Genomic DNA, 20,494 nt, shown 5'->3' on the forward strand with positions numbered 1-20,494 from the left:
TGGTCCGTTGCCAGCTTCCAGGTTGATCGCGACTGGCTCGCGCAACCCGTGGAGCGCTGCCGCGTGACTGTTGTTTACCACTAGTTTTGAGCTTACCCATGTCCTCCTGCGCATTTGCTGCGGTGGGCGCTGCTTTGGCACGTCCGTTTTCTTCCACCTCTGTTTCGCCTTTGGCAACCGGCCAGCACCGACTGCGGGCCGTCGCGCTGGCGATGGCGGCGGCCGGCCTGCAAGGCGCGGCGCTGGCGCAGGCCGCCGAGCAGCAGCAAGCTGCTGTCACCGTGGCCCAGGCAGATACGGGCGGCGCGGCAGAAAGCACGCTGGCGACCATGGTGGTCACGGCCTCCGGCTTTGAGCAGGCGGTGGAAGACGCGCCTGCCTCGATCACCGTGATTCCGCGCCAGGAGCTGGAGAAAAAAGCCTACCGGGATGTGACCGATGCGCTCAAGGATGTGCCGGGTGTGGTGCTGACGGGCGGCGGCTCCTCCAGCGACATCAGCATTCGCGGCATGGGGGCCAACTACACGCTGATCCTGGTGGACGGCAAACCGCAGAACTCGCGCGAAACCCGCCCCAACAGCGATGGCGCCGGTATTGAGCAGGGCTGGCTGCCGCCGCTGTCTGCCATTGAGCGCATCGAAGTCGTGCGCGGGCCCATGTCGTCGCTCTACGGCTCCGATGCCATGGGCGGGGTGATCAACATCATCACCCGCAAGGTGGCCAAGCAATGGACCGGAACGGTGAGCGCGGAGACGACGCAGCAGGAATCATCCCGCTCGGGCGACATGTACCAGAGCAATTTCTACCTGGCCGGGCCGATCAAGAGCGACGTGCTGGGCCTGCAGATCTACGGCCAGAAATCGCGGCGCCTCGAAGATCGCTTTGTCAACGGATTCAACGAGCAGGACAGCACCTCCGGCACAGCCAAGCTCACGCTGACCCCGAACAAGGACCACGATCTGGCGCTGGAGTTGGGCCGCACCCTGCAGGATCGCTACTCCACCAAGGGCAAGACGGCCAGCAGCACCTCCAGCTACTCCGATTACACCCGCAACCACTTCGCGCTGTCGCACACCGGGCGCTGGGGATTCGGTACCTCGACCACCTACCTCCAGCATGAAGAGGTGGACAACCCTTCGCGCGAGATGAACGTGAAGAACACCGAATTCAACAGCCAGATCGTGATGCCGCTGGGCGAGCGCAACCTGACGACCGTGGGCGTCTTCTACAAGCAGGAAAAGTTGACGGACAACGGCAACCAACTGCGGGTGGCCAACCCGATCGACACGCTCAAGCGCTACCAGTGGGCGGTCTTCGCCGAGAACGAATGGCGGGCCACTGACCAGATTGCGCTGACAGCCGGCCTGCGCATGAACCACGACCAGAACTACGGCACCGACTGGACGCCGCGCATCTACGGCGTGTGGCACGCCACGCCGCAGTTGAGCGTCAAGGGCGGCATCTCCACCGGCTTCAAGGCGCCCAATCTGCGCGCGGCGGTGGCCGACTGGGGGCAGATTACCGGTGGCGGAGGCGATCCGGCCATCATCCGCGGCAACCCCAACCTCAAGCCCGAGAAAAGCACCAGCCAGGAGTTGGGCCTGATCTGGGACAACCGCCAGAACTTCAGCAGCAGCCTGACCTTGTTCAACACCAACTTCAAGGACAAGATCACCGAGGTGCGCAGCTGCGAAGACACCGAAGGCGGTGGCCGCGCCATCGTCACCGGCAACTGCAGCATCTATGGCACACCCTACAAGTTCATCAGCGACCGCGTGAACGTGGACGAGGCCACGATGCGCGGCATCGAAGCCACCGCCACCTGGAAGGCCTCCGACGACCTGCGCCTGGCCACCAACTACACCTTCACCCGTTCGGAGCAGAAGAGCGGTGCGTTTGCGGGCAAGCCTCTGAACAAGATGCCCAAGCACATGCTCAATGCCACGGTGGATTGGCAAGCCAGCAGCAAGCTGGGCGTATGGAGCCGTGTCAACTTCCGCGGCGCCGCATCGGATTACCTGAGTCGCACCTCCATGGCCAAGGGCACGCCGTCCTTCACCTTCATGGATCTGGGCGTGAACTACGCCCTGTCAAAGAACGTCAAGTTCAGCGCCGGTGTCTACAACCTGTTCGACAAGCGCGTCGATACCACCGACTTCGGCGCCGTGTATGACGGCCGCCGCTACTGGGCCAAGGTGACTGCGGGCTTCTGACCGGCCTTCAACCTTCTTGCCGTGGCGGCGCACAGGCGCGCTGCGGCGCCATCGCTTTTGAACCAATGAGGAAAGAACAATGACAGCGAACGCAATGCAAGTTGCGGGATCAAGCCACCTGCGACCCCTATGGAGCATCGCCCTGGGCCTGGCGATCTTGCCGACGGCAGGCCCGGCGCTGGCCCAGCAGCCAGCCACCATCACCGTGCAGCACGCCAAGGGCGCGGCCACGGTGCCGTATGCACCCCAGCGTGTGGTGGTGTATGACCTGGCATCGCTCGACACCATGCAGGCGCTGAAGCTGCCCGTGACGGGCCTGGCCAAGGCCAACTTCCCGGCCTACATGAAAGGCTATGCCGATGCGCGGTACACGGTGGCGGGCAGCCTGTTCGAGCCTGACTTTGATGCGCTCAGCCGCCTGCAGCCCGATCTGATCGTGATTGCCGGGCGCAGCGCAGGCAAGTTCGACATCCTGAGCAAGATCGCTCCAACGATCGATCTGACGGTGAACAACCAGCACCTGCTCGACGACATGCAGCGCAACGTCAATACGCTCGCCAGCCTGTGGGGCAAGCAGGCCGAAGGCCAGCAACTGATGCAGCGTGTGCGCGCCGAAGTGGACAGCGCCCGCGCCATCGCGCAGCAAAAGGATGCAGGCCTTCTGGTGCTGGCGGTGAGCAGGAACATGAACGGCCAGACGCCAGGCTCGCGCTTTGGCCTGCTGTATGACGTGCTGGGCGTCAAACCTGCACTGGCGGCAGACCCGGCCAAGCCGCGCGGCGTGCCGTTGAAGATGGACGACATCGCCAACATCAACCCCTCGTGGCTGTACGTGATCGACCGCAACGCCGGAACCGGCAGCACCACCGACCGTGAAGGCAAGCCCGTGGTGGCGAGCCAGGAGCTGTTTGACAACGACACGATCAGGAACACCGAGGCTGGCAAGAAAGGCCAGGTGGTGTTTCTGGACCCCCGAATCTGGTATCTGCTGGGCGTTGCAGGCCCGCAGGCCATGCTGCACAACGCTGCGCAGCTGAAGGAGGTGTGGGGCCGCCGCTAGGGCAGCGGGGCAACTCCGCATTCAGCGGACTTCGTGGTTTGACTCGTCCTGTCATAGGTTGACACCTATTCGCGACTAATCTCCAGCCCAAGCTGGTTGGCGAGAGACGCCCGATGTACTGCATCGGGCGTTTTGTATTTTAGGGACAGGTGCGGCCGACGCTCGTTGTACAGCCGTACCGATTCGCCCACCATGGTGCGGGCTTGCGAGAGATCGGCAGGTCGTTGCAACAAGTATTCCATCTTGAGGATTCCATTGACCCGCTCAGCCAGAGCGTTTTGGTAGCAATCGTAGCCATCGGTCATGGAGCAGGTGATGCGGTTGCGTGCATGGATGCGCTGGTATTGAGCCGAGCAGTACTGAACACCTCTATCAGAGTGGTGTACGAGCGGCTGATCTGTTCGCCGCTGACGCAGTGCCATCTTCAACGCTTGGCTGACCTGCTTGGTCTCCAGACTATCGTGCACGTGCCAGCCCACGATCTTGCGCGAGTAGGCATCGGTCACCAGGCTCAGATAGGCAGTCTTCTCCTTGGTGGGTAGATACGTGATGTCAGCGACCCATAGCTGCTCACAACCACTTGCCACTGTTTTGGTCGGGCCCTCCTTGAGTAGATTGGGGTGCCTGCGGTAGTGATGATGGCTATTGGTGGTCTTGTGGTACGCATGCCGTGGCAGTACCAGCATGCGTGCTTGGCGCAGGACAATGAACAGTGCATCGCGCCCGATCTGGATTCCCGCCTGTTCAAGCGGCGGCTTGAGCAAGTGCAGCAGTTTGCGCGTGCCAATGCGTGGCTGATGGCGCCTCTCTTCACTGGCCAACTCCACCACCGCCTTGTCCCGCTCGCTGCGTGCACGCTGGCAGACCAGGCGCTTGTAGTGCGCTTGGCGGCTGATTCCCATGTAGCGGCAAGCCCTCGTGACGCTTAACCCTTTGACGAGCTTTTGCGTGAGGACTTGCCCGCAGGCTTTTTTGTGACTTGGACTCCGTAGTCGCGCTTGAGCACGTTCACTACCGCTTCAAAGAAGGCCGCTTTCTCGCGGGCTTCTTTCAGCTGCACTTCCAGCTCCTTGATGCGCTGCTCTGGAGTCAGCAGCTTGGGCGATTCAGGCATCTTCTGTAATCCTTTGCCCCTTGATGATGCAGCTTTCCAGTCCTGCCGTCCGTGCTTGCGAAGCCACACCAGTACAGTTGAGGCGCCCTGGATTCCGTACCGCTCATGGGCCTGCCGGTAGGTCAGCTCACCTCTTTCGACTTGATCGACTACCGCGAGTTTAAAAGCCAGCGTGTAGTCCCGTTGCGTTCTCTTAACCCACTGTTCCATTTGACTTTCCTTTCTGTTCTTCAGAAAGGTGTCAACCCAATTCAGGACGGGTCAGTTTAACGAAAAAAGGAGTGCTGTGACGCACTCCTTTTTTCTTCGCAGGTTGCATACCTGCTTGGTGCTCGGGTCAGCTTTGCGCAGGGCCCGGCTCGGCCAGGTGCTTGCCAATCTGCATCCACGCATCGGCAGATTCATCGTCTCCTGCGAAGTGGTGGCAACTGGCTGCTGCCATGGCGACACGGGCGTTGGTGGGCTCTTGATCGAAAGCCAGTTCGCACTGGGCGGCAGCGTTTTGCCACATCACCTGGGCGTTGGGCGAGCCTTCCTTCTGCAATGCATGGGCTTCGGCCATCCAGGCCTGGGCCAGGCGGAATGCAGCCTCGGGCTGGCCGCGGTCGGCCTGGTGCGCGCGGTAGAAGGCCTGACCCGCCTGCTGCCACAGCGCGCGAGCGGCGGCGAAATCCGTGGTTGCCATTTGCTGCGCTTGAGCGACGAGTTGGTTGCCGGCGGCAAGTTCGGTGGAGTAGGTGTCAGCAGTCATGGCGCGGCAGCAAGTTCTTGGGCAGGGCTGCGATGGTAACAGGCCCTTTGTGCACCTGATCAAAGGCGAAGGCGGTGGCTCCGTATTTGCTATTGTTTCAGAAGCTGCTGGCGCTTCTGCAGAGCGCGCCAGCAGCCTGTTTCATCAAAAAACGTTCTCAGAACCTGTTCAAAGTCTTTTGAGCAGCAGAACCAAGAAGGCCAGATGGACAAACTGCAAGCTGGTATTGAGCAGCCGCTCGCAGTTCTTCCATAATCGCCTGTTCTTGTCCAGCCAGGCAAAGCTGCGCTCAACGATCCTGCGCTTGGGCATGACCTTGAAGGTGTGTAGCTCGCTCCTTTTGGCTATCTGCACCTTGATGTGCTCGCCCAGGATTTCCTGCGCGCTCTGCTCAAAGGGCCTGCCCACGTAGTCGCTGTCGCACAGCAGGCTTTGCACCTGCTTGAGCCCGCTCTTGCAACGCTGCAGTGCTTGCAGCGCTCCTTTGCGATCCGTCACATTAGCCGTGGTCACGGCTACTGCATGTGGCAAACCCTGCGTATCCACTGCAAGGTGGCGCTTGATGCCCGATACCTTCTTGCCCGCGTCATAACCTTTCAGGGCTGCCGTGTCCGTGTTCTTCACGCTCTGCGCGTCCACGATCAAGTGCGCGCTGCATGCGTTGCGCCCCTGTCTCTCTCGGGCCGCGCCAACCTGATTTTTTGAGTGCCTGCTCCAGCAGGCTGCCTCCTTCACGAGGCTCACTCCAGATCGCAAAGTACGAGTGCACCGTGCGCCACTTGGGAAACTCTTCCGGCAGCATGCGCCACTGGCAGCCGCTCCTGAGCAGGTACAGTACCGCACAGAACACCTCATACAGCTCCACTCTGCGCGGTGCCGTCTTCTTGCGCGCGCTCTCCAGCAACGGCCTGATGATCTCGAATTGTTCGCGACTGATGTCGCTTGGATAGCTTTTTCTCACCCTCCAAGCTTCTCACATATTCGAGAGACTTTGAACAGGTTCTCAGAGCTGGATGCGCGTGCCCAGCAACGCCAGAAACTGTGCGAGCCACTGCGGATGGGCGGGCCAGGCCGGTGCGCTCACCAGATTGCCTTCGGTATGGGCCTGGTCCACGGCAATGTCGGCATAGGTGCCTCCGGCCAGTTCCACCTCTGCCTTGCAGGCGGGGTAGGCCGAGCAGGTGCGTCCCTTGAGAACACCGGCGCCGGCCAGCAACTGCGCGCCATGGCACACGGCCGCCACTGGCTTGTTGGCATCGAAGAAATGGCGCACCGCAGCCAGAACGGCAGCGTTGTTGCGCAGGTACTCGGGCCCGCGTCCGCCGGGAATGACCAGGGCGTCATAGCTTTCGGCCTGGACGTCGGCAAATGTTGCGTTCAGGGTGAAATTGTGGCCTGGCTTTTCGCTGTAGGTCTGCGCGCCTTCAAAGTCGTGAATGGCGGTCTTGATCTGGTCGCCGGCTTTCTTGTCGGGGCAGACGGCATGCACGGTGTGGCCCACCGCCAGCAGCGTCTGGAAGGGCACCATGGTTTCATAGTCTTCGCAGTAGTCGCCGCAGATCATCAGGATTTTCTTCGCTGCCATGGGTAAGACTCCTCAGGTGAAAAAGAACAAGGGCCGAGCCATTGTGAACGAGGGCTGCCCGGCTGCACATTGAGGAAACTGCCCAGCTGGTGCGGGTACAAAGTCATCATGCCGACACGAAGATGGGCTTGCTGGCCCATGGCGGACGATGGCGCGCGCCATGAAAAAAGCGCCCGGCTTTGCAGCGGGGCGCACAAGGATGGCTTGGAGCCATCGCAAAACGTAAGGGCGCTTGAGCGGAGCGTCAGAACTTGTAGGTCACATACAGGAAGGGGACGATCGGGTCCAGCGTCACACGTGTCTTGGACACCGCCACTGTCTTGCCGCCCGCCTGCGTGGTCAGCGTAGCGTTGGTCTTCATCGGGATGTAGGACACCGAGAAGGTCACGCCCCAGTTCTTGTCGATGGCGTAGTTGGCACCCACGTTGAAAACAGGGGCCCACTTGCTGTCGATGCTGGCGGAGGTGGACGATGCGCCCGGTGGCAGCTTGAGTGCGCCGCCCAGCGTGTTCTGCAAGCCCTGGCTCAGGCGAATGCTGCGGAATGCGGAGTAGGTGACACCGGCACCCACCGATACGCGGAACTTGTCATCGGGGTTGCCGAAGAAATACTTGCCCAGCACCGATGGGGCATACAACTTGGCGCTGCCAAGCTCACCCAGTGGCGCCAGTGTGCCTGCGCCATCGAGCTTGATCTTGGGCGGAACACCAAGCACACCTTCGATGGCCCAGTTGTCGGTCAGGAAGTAGTGCACGTTCAGGCCCAGCGTGGTGGCATTTTTCACACTCGCCCCCGATCCCGGCAGTTCCCGCTCCACCGGGCTGACAAAGCGCAGTGGCGTGGTGCTGTCCTGCGGTGCATAGAGCAGCGCACCGCCGCCAATCACCCAATCGCCTGCCTTTTGCGCGTATGCGCTGCTGGCGAGCACGGCCGTGGCGGCCACCAACATCCATTTTTTTGCCTGACGAGTCATGGTTTGTCTCCTAGTCTGCTGCTTGAACGGGGTCGAAAAAGCGGTGGTAATGGATCAGAGCATACGAAGTGCGCCCGGCACTGTCGACGGGAGAACTGCCTAGTTTCAGCAAAAAAAGCACACTCGTTCTAATTTTTCAGGACCAAGGGAAAATGCGGGGACAAAAAAATGCCTGCCATCGTGTATATGGCAGGTGTCGGTTCTCCGTGAGATTTGAATTTTTCGCATTGAAGTTTGAACTCGGAGACGCTTTGCGATCGGCCAGCGGGGACCTAGGCGACTGCCAGCCTATCACTGGCCCATGTAGCTGCAGGACTGGCCGCTAGAGGGTCTGGTCAATTCGAGAGTAGGATGACGCCTAACGGCCAGGAATGGTCGTACAACTCAGTCAAGCGGAATGTCGCCTAAACCGGTGAGATTTCCATGGCGATCGCGAACCTGCAGCACATACATGCTGCGATTGCCGGGCTCCTGGAACATGTAGCCCCATGATGAAGTGCCATCTTTTTGCCAGGTGCATTCCGCTCTGCTGGGGACTTGCGGGTTAGTGCGCGCGCAACGGATCGAACCGTCTTCATTCCAGGCCTCGTCGCCTCGTATCTGGGTCAACATGACCAGTTGATGCACAGGAAATTTGTTTTTGAAACTGAATCTTAGCCACCATTGCCCCAGAAGGCCTTGTGCGGATGTGACACCGGTCTCAAGGGCCATGCGTACCATTCGTTTTTCTGTCTCGCGGGGAAACTGAATACTGGCTTCCACTCTATCTGCAGATGCTTGCCATGGTTCTGGCAAAGTAAACCGCATCTTCAACTCGCCGGCGGTATCTAGAAGCTGAGCACTGGTTGGCATGCCCCCAAGTGCACGACCTCCCTGGTATTGGTGAAGGGTCAGTTGTGCCTCATGCCCCTGATACTGGGCACTTCCCATGTGGAAAGTGGGTGCTCCATTCAACTGGTAGTTGAATACCTGGGTCATCACCATGCCGTTCTGCACATCCAAGGCAATTCCGCGACCAGGCTTGCCCGATAGCTCGTCTTTGACAACCCATGTACCACTGCTGGGAGTCAATGCCGGTCCGCAATTTCGAGCGTCTCCAACATAAAGATCGCCATAAAATGTGCAACCAGTAATTGCAGTGCCGGTTCCACCGGAGGTCGTAATGCCCATCATTCGCCGAGTCTGTACACCATCGTCAATCACCCCGGCCACGTCTATATTGGCAATGGTGAAGCGAATGGACTGAAAGCCAAACCCTTCATAACCTGCTGGCTGCGCTTCATCGCTGGTGCAGTGAAATGTATCGCGCTCTACCAGCTGCTCGCAATGAAACGTTTGCCTTGAATTCTCGCCCAGTCTAGTCATCATGAGGCCCCATATATTCTGTCTTTTTGAACCCATCAATGACATTGATACCGATTGCAGGGGTTGAAGATTGGCATCCAGCACAGTGACTAAAAATTGCCTAGAAAATCGTTCGTCCCAATATCGAGAGGCGAAATCAGGGCTCTGCATCTGAAATCGCTTGATAGCGCGCTCCGGTTCTCCAGGAAACTGAATTGCGCCCTGCAGCCCATTGGCAAAACTCACTGTCACGTTGCCCGGTGATCCAAGTTCCACAGCATTCCGCGCGTCGTCACCAAAGCTACGCCCGCCTTGGTACTGCATCAACGGTGCAGTGACAGTGTTGCCCTCCATCTGACCCGTTGCGGTGTAGAACGTCGCATCGCCGTTCTTCTCGTAGCCAAACACCTGCATGAAAAAGGTATTGCCTTGCACATCAATGGCCAGGCCGCGACCGGGCTTGCCGTCCAGCTCTTCGGTGATGACCCAGGTACCTGCTTGCGGTGTGAAGTCGCGTGCTGCCCAACTTGCAGCACATGAAAGAGCTATTACCGTGGCAGCGATGGCTGCGCGCAACGAACGATAGCGACTTGAGCTTTTCACTGTGTCTCCTGTTTTTGGGTCAGTATAGAGTGAAGTCCAGACATCCACTCCGATGAAGCTTGTTTGCATAAAAGCACCTCCAACAAAGACAATAGTCCTGTCGGGGTGCTGCTCCACCTACGTGCGTTGGCTTGTCTTCAGATAGGCAGTCACGCAGCCTGACGGCTGCGTGCTGCACAGTTCCTTATCGACGCTATGAGGTGGGGTGAGAGGGGTCTAACACGGTCGGTCTGCGCCAACAGCCGATAGCGGCTCTGGTCCCTCACCCCGATACCTGTAAACATACAAGCGGCTCTTAATTTCCTGAATCCTGATTGCACGGAGATTTGCACCTGGAGGCGACTACTCAGCCAGCCGGTCCAGCCTTCGTCGAATGCCATTCTTGGTGGAGCTGCCCTCTGACCTTTGAGAGCACATTCATTGCATGCTTGGAGTGAGCGACTTCTTCGGTTGTCCATAAGACTGGCAAGAAGCACCAAGGGCTCATCTGGAGCGCAAGATATGCCTTTCGCGTCGAGGTGCGTGGCCCAGGCACGGAACTATTCGATGTAGGGATCTCGTTGCTTGTTCATATCGCCCTCTTGCGGAAATGCTACATCGCAGACAATCGGGAAGCTACCCAAAATCGGATCGGTTGGCAGCTTTGGTTTTCTGCCCGGCTTCTTTCGTGCTGGCATGTACTGTTGCCATGGGAAGAGCGCCTTTTCAATGTCTCGCAGCGCAATCATTCCGAATCCTGGAAGTTTTAGAAGGCGGATAGGGTAGGCGTCCATCACTTGCTCCACGGTGGTGATGCCACTGCGAGCCAGCGTATTACGAGTACGGCTGGAGAGCTTTTCCGGCAGTGGCGTTGGACGAAGTGAGCCTGCGATGATCATGCAATGTTGATTAGTCTATTGACAAGGCTGACTACATCAAATCATGCAATTATCGAATCTAAGTACGTGCTGGGACAGGCTTGGGCGAAAAACCGATAAACGGTGGCATTCGCAAAAAAAGCCCGCATATGCGGGCCAAACACAATACCTCAATGGATCTTTGTGCCATGGTGCCTCTCTGCTCACAGGGGCAGGTTGATGGTAAGGCTGGGAGAGGGCGTGCGCTTTGTTCTGAATCAAGGTGTGGGGCACCCAATGGAATGGCAGGCGTTGTCCGGAAATAGCCCACCCAGCATTTGCTCTTGATGGACTTATTCTGGCGTTTGGTGGCATCTGCGACAGATGGCTCTGGCAGCTTCTGCCTTCGCTAACAGGTATTCGGTGGGCGGCATCTCATGACCGCTGAACCACCAAGACCTGATACCGGGGTTTTCGGGCCATTCCCTTTACGTCGCTTCGCCTACAAGTAACTGGCCCCCATCACCTTGTTACGGTTCATCTGCTGGCAAGAGGTTAGCCTTTGGCGCGCGTATCTGGCGGGAGCACTGTAACTAATAATACCAATGCCATCCCGGGCATGTTGCCTAAGAGGGATGCATTAATTGCTCCGGGCGTGTCTGTCTCTCCGTCGAGCGTTGTAGCAATGTCTGCTGGGCAGATGCGGAGCCTACATCAAGTCCCAAGAAAGCCAGGGTGATGCATACCCGCTTATTGGCAGAAAATAACTGCAAATATATTCTGGTAATGCTTCTGCATTTTGGCTTTGTTAAATATGAATACCAATCGATGTCCTACTAAAAATCCTTATAATTCACTTTATTTTATCAAATGGAAAATTCCATTTATTAAATATCTAACGTGTTGTGTTGTAAGAAATTTTCATAAAATCTTATGCATGAATTGATTTGATTTTGGTGTTGTTTTTTATTTCAAAAAGAGATGCGATGCTTGCCTTTTTGAATCATTGTTTGCCATAATTTTCAATGGCTATCTATTGATGAATAGCTATGATCAATTATTTGATTTGATTAATTGGAAAATAAATGCAGGCAATTGGTCAGGGAACAGGCATTGCGATTTCTCCCGGGCAGGCGTCGTGCTTGCGCGGCATGGCCCGGCGAAAACGTGACGGCATTTCGGCCAGAAGGATTGTGGGGCGCGACCGGGTGCACAGAATCCTGGGCCGCCTACCGTACAAAGTGCCTGTGCAGTCCAACCCGCGCGCTAGCCTCCGGCTGGCGGCCAGCAATCTCTTTTCTTGGATGGTGCACCGCTATGACTGACGATAAAGGCGCAAGGCGCAGCCGCCAGTATGGGCCAACGCCACGGCAGTTGGCGTACTTCAAGGAGGTGGCGCACCACCTCAGTTTCAGAAACGCCGCATCCGTGCTGTCGCTGAGCCAACCGGCGCTGACTTCCGCCATTCAGGAGCTGGAATCCCTCGTTGGTACCAGGCTGTTTGACCGGGGCACACGCTCGGTGCAATTGACGCCTTCCGGCAAGGCCATTCGCCCGCAGATGGAGTGGATGCTGAGCAACTATCTCCTGGGAGTCCAGGGCATTGAGCAGATGTTGCAGCGGGGTGAGGACATGTTGCGCATCGCGTATGTGCCCGCCGCCGCGCAGTTGGCGGCGGCTTCCATCATTCAGTGGCAAAGAGCTCGCCCCATGACCATGCTCCAGTGGACTGATATGGGAGACCACCTGTTGGCCGCTGCCGTTGAAGGTGGCGAGGTCGATATTGGCTTGGGGCTGGGCTTCACGGCTTCCGAGACGCTGGAGACGCAACTGATTGCGCAGGAGCAGGTTGTGGCCATTGTGGCGCCGCACCACGTGCTGGCCAAAAAGCAGTCCCCGCAATGGATCGAGTTGCGTAACCACCCCTTGGTGATGCTGTCCCACGGTCACCAGCAGCAGGCCATCATGCGTTCAATGGAGCAGAGCGATTCCGACATGGCCTTGGTCAAGTCGGTATCGCATATCGAGTCCCTGTATGCCATGGTGGAAACCGGCATGTACGTGGGCCTGGTGTCCAGCCTCTATGAGGCCTGTTATCGGGCCAGAGGGTTTGTGGCTGTCAAGGCGCAGTCGCCTGCATTGACCCGGTATGTGAGTCTGGTGACGCGCAAATGCCTGCCCGGCGCGCGCCGTCCGATTGTGCAGGATTGCTGGGAATACCTGTGCATGCACATGAAGAAGGTGGCGTAGAGCCCAACTCTCTCATGCCTTTCATGCCATTGATGAAAAGGCAACCCACACCCACACGGTGAGACGCAATGCGTTACTGCGCCCCTGTCGCATTTTGAAGGCGCACGGTGTCGTGCGCCATGCGTGATCAGGCGGTCAGGCGCTCCAGCGCTTCACGGTACTTGGCCGCAGTCTTGTCGATCACTTCCTGGGGCAGGCGAGGAGCGGGCGCGGTCTTGTCCCAGGGTTTGCCGTTCACCTTGGCCTGTTCCAGCCAGTCGCGCACAAACTGCTTGTCATAGCTGGGAGGGTTGGTGCCATGTGCCAGTGCATCGGCATAACCTTCCACGGGCCAGTAGCGCGAGCTGTCGGGCGTCAGCACTTCGTCCATCAGCACCAGCTTGCCGTTTTCGTCCAGGCCGAATTCGAACTTGGTGTCTGCAATGATCATGCCCTTTTCCAGGGCGATGGAGGCCGCCTTTTTGTAGATGGCAATGCTCAGGTCGCGAATCTGGGCGGCCAGTTCGGGGCCCACGATTTCGACGGTGCGCTCGAAGGTGATGTTTTCGTCGTGCTCACCCGCTTCAGCCTTGGCTGCAGGGGTGTAGATGGGTTCGGGCAACTTGGCGGAGTTGACCAGTCCTGCGGGCAACTGGACGCCGCACACCGCTTGCGATTCCTGGTATTCCTTCCAACCGCTGCCGGCCAGATAGCCGCGCACTACGGCCTCGATGGGCACGGGCTTGAGGCGCTTGACCAGCATGGAGCGCTGGGCAACCTGGGGCACTTCGTCAGGCTGCACCACGGATTCTGGTGCTTCACCTGTCAGATGGTTGGGGCAGATGTCTCCCAGCTTGTCGAACCAGTACAGCGCCATTTGCGTCAGCAGTGCGCCCTTGCCGGGGATCGGCTCGCCCATGATCACGTCAAAGGCGGAGAGGCGGTCCGACGCGACCATCAGGATGCGGTCGTTGCCGACAGCGTAGTTGTCGCGCACCTTGCCGCGGGCCAACAGAGGCAGGGAGTGGAGCTTGGAGGTATGCAGTGCAGAAGGTACGGACTGGGTCATGGTGATGCAAAACAATGGACGGGCACCCGCCGCGCGCATGGCAGGCGCGCAGGCTCGCTGCGGAGGGCAAGCTTGGAATTGTAGTCGCCATGCCTTGTGTGGCCTGATGTGGGCACCGTATGTCTTCTTTCCTGGTGCAGTATTGGTTTACCAGACGGTAAAACACGTAGGTGCCTACGTGCGCCTGCATGCTGCAGCATGTGTGGCGTTAAACATGCAACTGCCCGCAGCGCGCCAGCACATAGGGATGGGGGGCTGCAAATTTGGGAGCGGGAATGTCTTACCTGTAACAAAACAAGCGGAAATCGTTGTCAGCGAACAGAAAGAATCCTACTTCGACGGGTTGTCATAGGCTTGCAATTTTGTAGGTCAGGGCGCATCATGGTTTCTACGCATGCATGTGTTTCCCCCTTCGGGTGGCTTGGGTTGCAAGCAACCTGAGGCACTTTTCTCGATTTGCAGAAGGAGACTTATTCATGAACCTGACGATCAGCGGGCACCATTTGGAGGTGTCCCCGGCGTTGCGCGAATATGTAACCGCAAAGTTGACCCGCATCACGCGGCACTTTGACCAAGTGGTGGATGCCAAAGTTTTACTTTCGGTGGAAAAGCAGAAGGAAAAGGAGAAACGGCAGCGTGTAGTGTGCAATCTGCGGGTGAAGGGCGATGAACTGTGTGTACAGTGCTCCCACCATGATTTGTATGCTGCGGTAGATGCTTTGGTGGACCGGCTCGATCGCATGGTCGGTCGCCACAAGCAACGTGTTCAATCTCACTACAGCGATGCTTTGCGGCAAGCAATGGCGTAAACCCTCGGCTTTTGCCGAGGAAAAAAGGAATCTGTCTGAGTACTGACCGATAATACGTGCAGCAACACCTGCATCAAGGTGTTGCTGCGTTTGTTTGATCACGCTCCTGGTTGCCTGCCTTATTGCCGCACTTCACTATGAACTGTCTTGCCTCTATCTTGCCCCCAGCTCAAGTGCTAGTGAGCGTGGATGTCACCAGTAAAAAACGCGCGTTCGAAGAAGCCGGTCTGCTGTTTGAAAGCCTGCATGGGCTCTCGCGTGCCTTGGTCACCGACAGTCTGTTTGCACGTGAACGCCTGGGCTCCACCGGCCTGGGTCATGGTGTGGCCATTCCGCATGGCCGTATCAAAGGGCTCAAATCGCCGATGGCCGCCGTTTTCCAGCTGGAGCGTCCCATTGGTTTCGATGCCCCTGATGAACAACCTGTTCATTTGCTGATCTTTCTGCTGGTGCCTGAAGCAGCAACCCAGCAGCACCTTGAAATATTGGGCGAAATCGCCGAGCTGCTCTCCAACGCCAGCCTGCGCGAGCAGATGAAATCCACCACCAATGCAGAACAGTTGCACCAGCTGATCGACTCCTGGCAGTCATCGGCCCAATCGTCGACCACGGCGCACGCGTAAGCGAGCCTCCAGACGGCGGCTTTTCGCGCCACCGGTCTTTCAGTTTCCGTACCAAAGCGCACCCCCGGGTGCGCTTTGTGTTGCTGTTGCGGCTTTTCCTGCTACGCTTTCAAGTATGCAAGGTGCGCGCGCGGCGTGCCCGCCGCCTTGCATACAGGTTTTGAAAGGGCAGTACGGTGAAACCCAATGTCGTCAGCGCAGATGTGTTGTTTGAGGAGTTCCGCTCCTCGCTCCGGTGGGAGTGGCTGGCGGGCCTTGGCGCGTCCGAGCGGCGCTTTGACGAAGTGGCCGTGCGCAGCGCGCGCTCCAGTGCCGATCTGGTCGGCTATCTGAACTACATCCATCCGTACCGTGCGCAGGTGCTGGGTGAGCGCGAAATCGCCTATCTCACCAATTCCACCACCGAAGACTGCCGTCGCCGTATTGCGCGCATTGTCACGCTGGAGCCACCGGTGCTGGTGCTGGCCGATGGGCAGGGTGCGCCCGATGAGCTGCTGTCCATGTGCGAACGCGCGCACATTCCGATGTTCGCAACCAGGGAGTCGGCAGCGTTTGTGATCGATGTGCTGCGCGCCTACCTGTCCAAGCATTTTGCCGACCGGGCCACCATGCATGGCGTGTTCATGGACATTCTGGGCATGGGCGTGCTGATCACGGGCGAATCTGGCCTGGGCAAGAGCGAGCTGGGGCTGGAGCTGATCACGCGCGGCAATGGGCTGGTGGCCGACGACGCGGTCGATCTGTACCGCATCAACCAGACCACGATTGAAGGCAAGTGCCCGGACTTGCTGCAGAACCTGCTGGAAGTGCGGGGAATCGGCCTTCTGGATATCCGCGCCATCTTTGGAGAGACCGCCGTGCGCCGCAAGATGCGGCTCAAGCTCATTGTGCATCTGGTGCGCAAAGAGACCATGGAGCGTGATTACGAGCGTCTGCCCTCGGCGCCGCTGACGCAGGATGTGCTCGGCATTCCGGTGATGAAGGTGGTGATCCAGGTGGTGGCCGGCCGCAATATTGCCGTACTGGTGGAGGCGGCCGTGCGCAACACCATTCTGCAATTGCGCGGGATCGATACCTACCAGGAGTTTGTGGACCGGCACCGCAAGGCGATGGCCAGCGGGCGCGAACTGTAGGCCTTTTGCGGCCAGGCACGCGTTACACCCGCTATACCAGCCGCAAATCCTTGACCGTCGCCTGCGGAAACACCTGCTGCACCTGCGCGGGCGTCAGGCCGTACATGCGTGCAAACAGGCCACCCAGCACGCTGCGGTACTCGTTGAGCACGGGGTAGTCGCGGTTCTGGAACAGATTCGCTTCGCTCACCTCCATCTGCTCGCCTACGACATGGCCTCCTGCTTGCGCGGAGAGGCTGCCGCCCAGCAGCCAGTACGCGGTGCCGTGGCCATGGTCTGTGCCCTTGTTGCCGTTTTCGCGGAAGGTGCGGCCAAATTCGCTGATCACCGCCACCACGGTGTGGCGCCAGGGCTCAGGCCCCATCTCCTGCGCGAAAGCGGCCAGGCCGCGGCCCAGGTCGTCCAGCCGGTTGGCCAGGTTGCCGCTGGCGCCGCCCTGGTTCACGTGCGTGTCCCAGCCGCCCACGTCGACGAAACCCAGATCGAACTGGTCGCGCATCAAGGTAGCCATGCGCTGCGCCACGAGGCTGAAGCCCTTGGCGCTGATGGCATCGCGCCCGGCCTTGTCCATTTCTTCCTGCATGCCGCGCAACACGGCATCGCGCACGGCAAAGCCTTCGTTCACGGCGGGCGCCAACGGGGTGCCGGCATACATGGCGGCAATGGCGCGGCTGCGGTTGGCGTCGACGCCGCCTTTGCCGACATCTGCCAGGGCTGTATTGGCGATGCGTGCCGGGCCGCGCATGCACAGCGGCAGTTGCGCGGTGAATGCCATGGGCGCCATGCCGCTGCGCCCTTGCAGCAACTGGGCCAGGCGGTTCATGAAGCCGGTGCGAAAGCTCTGGTGGGCGTCCAGCGGCTGGCCCAGCTCGATGGAATCCTGGGTTTCGAAATGGCTGCGCGAGAGGTCATGGGTGCCTGCAAACGGCACAAAACAGGCCTGCCTGCCCTGAAAGAGCGGCAGCAGGCTGCCTTCCATTGCCGGGTGCAAGCCCCAGCGGGTATCCAGCGGCAATGCGCCATTGGCTTCTCCCGGGCGCGCGATGGCAATCGTGGGGCGCGCCGCGTAGTAGAAATCGCTGTGCGTGGGCACCAGCAGGTTGCTGCTGTCGTAGGCGCCGCGCAAGAACACGAGCAGAAGGCGCGGTGTGTCGCTACGCGGTGCGGCGGCGCGCGCACGCGCCAGGCTGAATGTGAGCGGCAGGCTGGCTGCAGCGGAGAGAAAGTGGCGTCTTTGCATGGCGAACCTCGTCAGCGAACCATCATCTCGGGGGCGGAGAGAAAGTAGGTGTTCCAATCGGGCACATTGCGTGCCTGCGCGAGCGCGGCGCGTGTTGCCGTGCTCCACTGGTCCATGCGGGCCTGGGCCGTGGCACGTTGCGCCAGGTCAGGGTAGGGCGGCTGCTCAAGCGGCGCCTTGGGGTCGGTGCGGAACAGGACTGCACTGCGTGCTGCAATCTGCCGGGCCACATCAAAGCGTGCGGCCATCTGGCCGGAGCTGGCCCAGTCCGACTGCGACATGGGATAACCGTCCGGCGTTTCGTGGCCGTAGATGGGCTGGCCCAGGCGGTTGATCCAGCCGATCACCGGGCGCACGTCGCTCGCCACGCGTTCGTCGTATCCCAGGCGCACGGCGCCCAGCACATAGTGCATTGGGTCCTTGAAGCGCTGGCCTTGCTGTGCCTGGGCCTGCGGCGCCGTCAGCAGGCTGCGCAGGGTCGCGGCGATATCGCCGTGGCTGCTGGTGAAGGCGGCTGCGGTGCGTTGCACCAGAGCGGGAGGCGGGTTGTCGCCGATGAAGAACACCGCCAGCTTGCGGGCGATGAAATGGGCCGTGGCAGGCGATGCAACGATGCGGTCCAGCGCCTCATCGACCGCTGCCAGGCCTTTGGCGCGCAGCGGCTGCCCCAGAAAGACCTGCGGCGCATAGTCGTGCCGGTTGGGGTTGAACTCGAAAAACCCCTGACGGCGGTAATCGGCCCGCAGCGCGGGCGGGAGCCGAGGTGGCGCATCGGCGTCGCGGGTGCTGAACCCCACGCCCGTCAGCACGTGTGCCATGGCCTGCACATCGGCCTGGGTGTAGCCGCTGCCCACGCCCATGGTGTGCAGCTCCAGCAACTCGCGGGCGTAGTTTTCGTTGATGTGGTCTTTGGCGTTGCTGGCGTTGTCCAGGTACAGCAGCATGGCGGGGTGGCGCATACTGGCTTCCAGCAAGGTGCGGAAGTTCCCCAGCGCATTGGGTCGAATGGCCTGCTCCTCGTAGTCGCCAATCCACAGCCGGGTTTCGCCTTTGCGGGTACTGACGTTGAAGTGGTTCATCCAGAACCAGGTCATCTGCTCCTGCAACTGGGCTGGCGAGTACAGGGCACGCAGCACCTGGCGCTGCTGGGCCTGGGCCGCAAGCTGGTTCAGGTGGCGCTGCACTTCCTGGCGCAGGCGCGTGCTCTCGCCTTCGTCAGTGGCGTTGCGTATGGCGAGGCGTTGCGAGGCTACATCGCGTTGTATGTCGGCCATGCCGCGCTGGCTGATTTCCATCTCTGCAATGCGTTGCTGCGCCTCGGCAGGCAGGGTTGGTTGCTGAGGATTGAGTTGCTCGTCCAGCCAACGGCGCAGCCCCAGGCGCTGCAAGCGCTGATCGGCACTGTCACTGGCGCCCCAGGTCACGCGGTCGAGCCACTGCAGGCGCTGGGCGGCGCTCAGCGGCGCGTCGGGCACCGCGGTCTGGCTGCTGACCACGCCTGGTGGCTCGTGAGAGGCGCAAGCGGTAAGCCAGAGGGCGCCCGCCAAGGCGGCAGCGCTGAGGGATAGCATTCGGTAGGCGCGCATGGCAAAGGGCTCTTGCTGCAGATATGCCATGGTGCCTTGCTGCCGTCGCGCTGCTGTAAAGCTATGTATGCAAAACGTAAAAAAGCGAAGCGTTTTGGGCGCTTCGCTTTGAATTTTTAAAAAGGTGAAAGAGTCTGCTTATTTGGCCTTGGTGGCGCAATCTGCACACTGGCCATAGAGGGCCATCGAATGGTCATGCACCACCCAGCCCTTGCTCTTGGCGATGGATTGCTGGCGCTTTTCGATCTCGGCGTCGTAGAACTCCTCGACCTTGCCGCAGCTGGTGCAGACGAAATGGTCGTGGTGCTGGCCTTCGTTCAGCTCGTAGACGGCCTTGCCGCTTTCAAAATTGCTGCGAATCAAGATACCAGCCTGCTCAAACTGGGTGAGCACGCGGTACACGGTGGCCAGGCCGATGTCGGAGCGCTCTTCCAGCAGCACGCGGAACACGTCTTCTGCCGTCATATGGCGCTGGGATCCGTTCTGGAAGATGTCCAGGATCTTGAGGCGTGGAAGGGTTGCCTTGAGGCCGGTGCTTTTGAGTTCGTCGATGTTCTTCATAACAAGGTCTTTCAAGTTTGCCCGCGCAGGATGCGGGCTTCTGGAGAAGGCCCGGAGACCAGCCGCTACAATGGCCGATCATATCGCTATGTCTATAACCATGCCTGAATTTGTTCGTTCCGGCGTCCGCATGGCGGCGCTGCTCGCCTTGGGCGCCAGTGTTGCTGCCTGCGGCTCATTCAATGAGGCCAGCCGCAAGTTTGCCGACTCCATCACGCCCTACAAGGTGGAGGTGGTGCAAGGCAATGTGATCACCAAGGAGCAGGTGGACGCCCTGCAAAAGGGCATGAGCCGCCAGCAGGTCCGAGACCTGTTGGGCACGCCGCTTCTGACCAGCGTGTTCCACTCCAACCGCTGGGATTACGTTTTCACCATCAAACGCAAGGGTGTGCCGGAGCAGGAGAGGCGCTTTACCGTCTTCTTTGATGACGCGGGCCTGGAGCGTTACGAAGGCGATGAGATGCCGAGCGAGCAGGAGTTCGTCGCATCGGTCACCACCTCGATCAAGAACCCCAAGGTGCCGCGCCTGGAGGCAACGCCTGAAGAGTTGGCCAAGTACCAGAAGGACGAGGCCAAGCCCGCCGATGCGGAACCCGCACCCGCCTCCAACACCAGCAACGCTACGGCACCCGACAGCTACCCGCCGCTCGAATCCGCACCGCGTTGATGCACCTGTTTTGATAGCTGCTGGCGCTTGCTGGTCGGGCGCTGGTGGCCAAAATTAATGATAATCAGGCGATGGAGCGGGCAGGCCGCCCGCGCCAC

Annotated in this window: 19 protein-coding genes; 8 read left to right on the forward strand and 11 right to left on the reverse strand. The window is 59.6% G+C overall.

Translation table 11 applies throughout. The features are described from left to right. Positions 1-98 precede the first annotated feature (98 nt). Both LAD35_RS02495 and LAD35_RS02500 read left to right on the forward strand, forming a co-directional pair. The gene (locus tag LAD35_RS02495) at positions 99-2,213 is read left to right on the forward strand and encodes a ligand-gated channel protein (protein ID WP_224151160.1); all 2,115 of its coding nucleotides are present in this window, start codon (positions 99-101) and stop codon (positions 2,211-2,213) included. Positions 2,214-2,292: 79 nt separating this feature from the next. Then, entirely contained in the window at positions 2,293-3,273 is a 981-nt protein-coding gene (locus LAD35_RS02500) for a siderophore ABC transporter substrate-binding protein (protein WP_224151161.1), read from the forward strand. A 65-nt stretch (positions 3,274-3,338) separates the two neighbouring features. Here LAD35_RS02500 and LAD35_RS02505 read toward each other — a convergent pair. The 7 genes from LAD35_RS02505 to LAD35_RS02535 form a co-directional block, all read right to left on the reverse strand. Next, positions 3,339-4,597 (reverse strand): IS3 family transposase gene (locus LAD35_RS02505; protein ID WP_396022766.1). Its coding sequence is split into 2 segments (ribosomal slippage): positions 3,339-4,249 and positions 4,249-4,597, totalling 1,260 coding nucleotides; the frame shifts between segments, so codons are not numbered across the junction. A gap of 127 nt (positions 4,598-4,724) precedes the next feature. Continuing rightward, the gene (locus tag LAD35_RS02510; RefSeq protein WP_224151162.1) at positions 4,725-5,138 is read right to left on the reverse strand and encodes a hypothetical protein; all 414 of its coding nucleotides are present in this window, start codon (positions 5,136-5,138) and stop codon (positions 4,725-4,727) included. Positions 5,139-5,306: 168 nt separating this feature from the next. After that, positions 5,307-6,099, reverse strand: a protein-coding gene (locus LAD35_RS02515; protein WP_224151163.1) for an IS5 family transposase whose coding sequence is annotated in 2 segments (ribosomal slippage) — positions 5,307-5,841 and positions 5,840-6,099 — 795 coding nt in all. Because the reading frame shifts where the segments join, the coding sequence is not laid out codon by codon here. 42 nt (positions 6,100-6,141) lie between these two features. Next, positions 6,142-6,723 (reverse strand): DJ-1/PfpI family protein, encoded by a 582-nt coding sequence (locus LAD35_RS02520; protein ID WP_224151164.1) that lies wholly within the window; start codon positions 6,721-6,723, stop codon positions 6,142-6,144. A 244-nt stretch (positions 6,724-6,967) separates the two neighbouring features. Beyond that, on the reverse strand, positions 6,968-7,696 hold the full coding sequence (locus LAD35_RS02525) for an OmpW/AlkL family protein (RefSeq protein WP_224151165.1): 729 nt from the start codon (positions 7,694-7,696) through the stop codon (positions 6,968-6,970). A 384-nt stretch (positions 7,697-8,080) separates the two neighbouring features. Beyond that, entirely contained in the window at positions 8,081-9,712 is a 1,632-nt protein-coding gene (locus LAD35_RS02530; protein WP_224151166.1) for a hypothetical protein, read from the reverse strand. A 470-nt stretch (positions 9,713-10,182) separates the two neighbouring features. Next, positions 10,183-10,521 carry a DNA-directed RNA polymerase subunit alpha C-terminal domain-containing protein gene (locus tag LAD35_RS02535; protein WP_224151167.1) on the reverse strand — a complete coding sequence of 113 codons (339 nt, stop codon included), beginning with the start codon at positions 10,519-10,521 and terminating at the stop codon, positions 10,183-10,185. A gap of 1,275 nt (positions 10,522-11,796) precedes the next feature. On the opposite strand from LAD35_RS02535, the gene LAD35_RS02540 reads away from it, so the two are divergent. Then, positions 11,797-12,729 carry a LysR family transcriptional regulator gene (locus LAD35_RS02540; RefSeq protein ID WP_224151168.1) on the forward strand — a complete coding sequence of 311 codons (933 nt, stop codon included), beginning with the start codon at positions 11,797-11,799 and terminating at the stop codon, positions 12,727-12,729. A 127-nt stretch (positions 12,730-12,856) separates the two neighbouring features. Here the strand turns inward: LAD35_RS02540 and LAD35_RS02545 are convergent, their stop codons facing one another. After that, a complete protein-coding gene (locus LAD35_RS02545; RefSeq protein WP_224151169.1) occupies positions 12,857-13,777 on the reverse strand; it encodes a phosphoribosylaminoimidazolesuccinocarboxamide synthase in 921 nt (306 codons plus the stop codon). Between LAD35_RS02545 and LAD35_RS02550 the strand changes: the two genes are divergently transcribed. The 4 genes from LAD35_RS02550 (at position 13,776) to hprK (ending at position 16,342) form a co-directional block, all read left to right on the forward strand. Continuing rightward, entirely contained in the window at positions 13,776-14,129 is a 354-nt protein-coding gene (locus LAD35_RS02550) for a hypothetical protein (RefSeq protein ID WP_224151170.1), read from the forward strand. The genes LAD35_RS02545 and LAD35_RS02550 overlap by 2 nt on opposite strands. Before the next feature lie 124 nt (positions 14,130-14,253). Further along, on the forward strand, positions 14,254-14,586 hold the full coding sequence (gene hpf, locus LAD35_RS02555; RefSeq protein WP_224151171.1) for a ribosome hibernation-promoting factor, HPF/YfiA family: 333 nt from the start codon (positions 14,254-14,256) through the stop codon (positions 14,584-14,586). Positions 14,587-14,723: 137 nt separating this feature from the next. Further along, complete coding sequence (locus LAD35_RS02560) at positions 14,724-15,209, forward strand: PTS sugar transporter subunit IIA (RefSeq protein ID WP_224151172.1); 486 nt, start codon at positions 14,724-14,726, stop codon at positions 15,207-15,209. A gap of 176 nt (positions 15,210-15,385) precedes the next feature. Continuing rightward, positions 15,386-16,342, forward strand: a complete 957-nt coding sequence (gene hprK, locus LAD35_RS02565; RefSeq protein WP_224151173.1) for an HPr(Ser) kinase/phosphatase — start codon at positions 15,386-15,388, stop codon at positions 16,340-16,342. A 31-nt stretch (positions 16,343-16,373) separates the two neighbouring features. Here hprK and LAD35_RS02570 read toward each other — a convergent pair whose 3' ends face one another. The 3 genes from LAD35_RS02570 to fur form a co-directional block, all read right to left on the reverse strand. Then, entirely contained in the window at positions 16,374-17,582 is a 1,209-nt protein-coding gene (locus tag LAD35_RS02570; RefSeq protein WP_224151174.1) for a DUF1501 domain-containing protein, read from the reverse strand. A gap of 11 nt (positions 17,583-17,593) precedes the next feature. Next, on the reverse strand, positions 17,594-19,198 hold the full coding sequence (locus tag LAD35_RS02575; RefSeq protein WP_224151175.1) for a DUF1800 domain-containing protein: 1,605 nt from the start codon (positions 19,196-19,198) through the stop codon (positions 17,594-17,596). A 108-nt stretch (positions 19,199-19,306) separates the two neighbouring features. After that, a complete protein-coding gene (gene fur / locus LAD35_RS02580; protein WP_184711297.1) occupies positions 19,307-19,729 on the reverse strand; it encodes a ferric iron uptake transcriptional regulator in 423 nt (140 codons plus the stop codon). 100 nt (positions 19,730-19,829) lie between these two features. On the opposite strand from fur, the gene LAD35_RS02585 reads away from it, so the two are divergent. Then, positions 19,830-20,396: an outer membrane protein assembly factor BamE gene (locus LAD35_RS02585; RefSeq protein WP_224151176.1), complete on the forward strand. Its 567-nt coding sequence runs from the start codon at positions 19,830-19,832 to the stop codon at positions 20,394-20,396. Positions 20,397-20,494: the final 98 nt, after the last annotated feature.

It is taken from the genome of Comamonas odontotermitis, assembly GCF_020080045.1.
Lineage (GTDB): Bacteria > Pseudomonadota > Gammaproteobacteria > Burkholderiales > Burkholderiaceae_C > Comamonas > Comamonas odontotermitis.

Coding starts and splice junctions, on each gene's coding strand:
- LAD35_RS02535 (WP_224151167.1), bottom strand. CDS start 10,521: ATGATCATCGCAGGCTCACTTCGTCCAACGCCACTGCCGGAAAAGCTC.
- fur (WP_184711297.1), bottom strand. CDS start 19,729: ATGAAGAACATCGACGAACTCAAAAGCACCGGCCTCAAGGCAACCCTT.
- hpf (WP_224151171.1), top strand. CDS start 14,254: ATGAACCTGACGATCAGCGGGCACCATTTGGAGGTGTCCCCGGCGTTG.
- LAD35_RS02575 (WP_224151175.1), bottom strand. CDS start 19,198: ATGGCATATCTGCAGCAAGAGCCCTTTGCCATGCGCGCCTACCGAATG.
- LAD35_RS02585 (WP_224151176.1), top strand. CDS start 19,830: ATGCCTGAATTTGTTCGTTCCGGCGTCCGCATGGCGGCGCTGCTCGCC.
- LAD35_RS02560 (WP_224151172.1), top strand. CDS start 14,724: ATGAACTGTCTTGCCTCTATCTTGCCCCCAGCTCAAGTGCTAGTGAGC.
- LAD35_RS02525 (WP_224151165.1), bottom strand. CDS start 7,696: ATGACTCGTCAGGCAAAAAAATGGATGTTGGTGGCCGCCACGGCCGTG.
- LAD35_RS02520 (WP_224151164.1), bottom strand. CDS start 6,723: ATGGCAGCGAAGAAAATCCTGATGATCTGCGGCGACTACTGCGAAGAC.
- LAD35_RS02510 (WP_224151162.1), bottom strand. CDS start 5,138: ATGACTGCTGACACCTACTCCACCGAACTTGCCGCCGGCAACCAACTC.
- LAD35_RS02540 (WP_224151168.1), top strand. CDS start 11,797: ATGACTGACGATAAAGGCGCAAGGCGCAGCCGCCAGTATGGGCCAACG.
- LAD35_RS02545 (WP_224151169.1), bottom strand. CDS start 13,777: ATGACCCAGTCCGTACCTTCTGCACTGCATACCTCCAAGCTCCACTCC.
- LAD35_RS02570 (WP_224151174.1), bottom strand. CDS start 17,582: ATGCAAAGACGCCACTTTCTCTCCGCTGCAGCCAGCCTGCCGCTCACA.
- LAD35_RS02495 (WP_224151160.1), top strand. CDS start 99: ATGTCCTCCTGCGCATTTGCTGCGGTGGGCGCTGCTTTGGCACGTCCG.
- LAD35_RS02530 (WP_224151166.1), bottom strand. CDS start 9,712: ATGCAAACAAGCTTCATCGGAGTGGATGTCTGGACTTCACTCTATACT.
- LAD35_RS02550 (WP_224151170.1), top strand. CDS start 13,776: ATGGTGATGCAAAACAATGGACGGGCACCCGCCGCGCGCATGGCAGGC.
- LAD35_RS02500 (WP_224151161.1), top strand. CDS start 2,293: ATGACAGCGAACGCAATGCAAGTTGCGGGATCAAGCCACCTGCGACCC.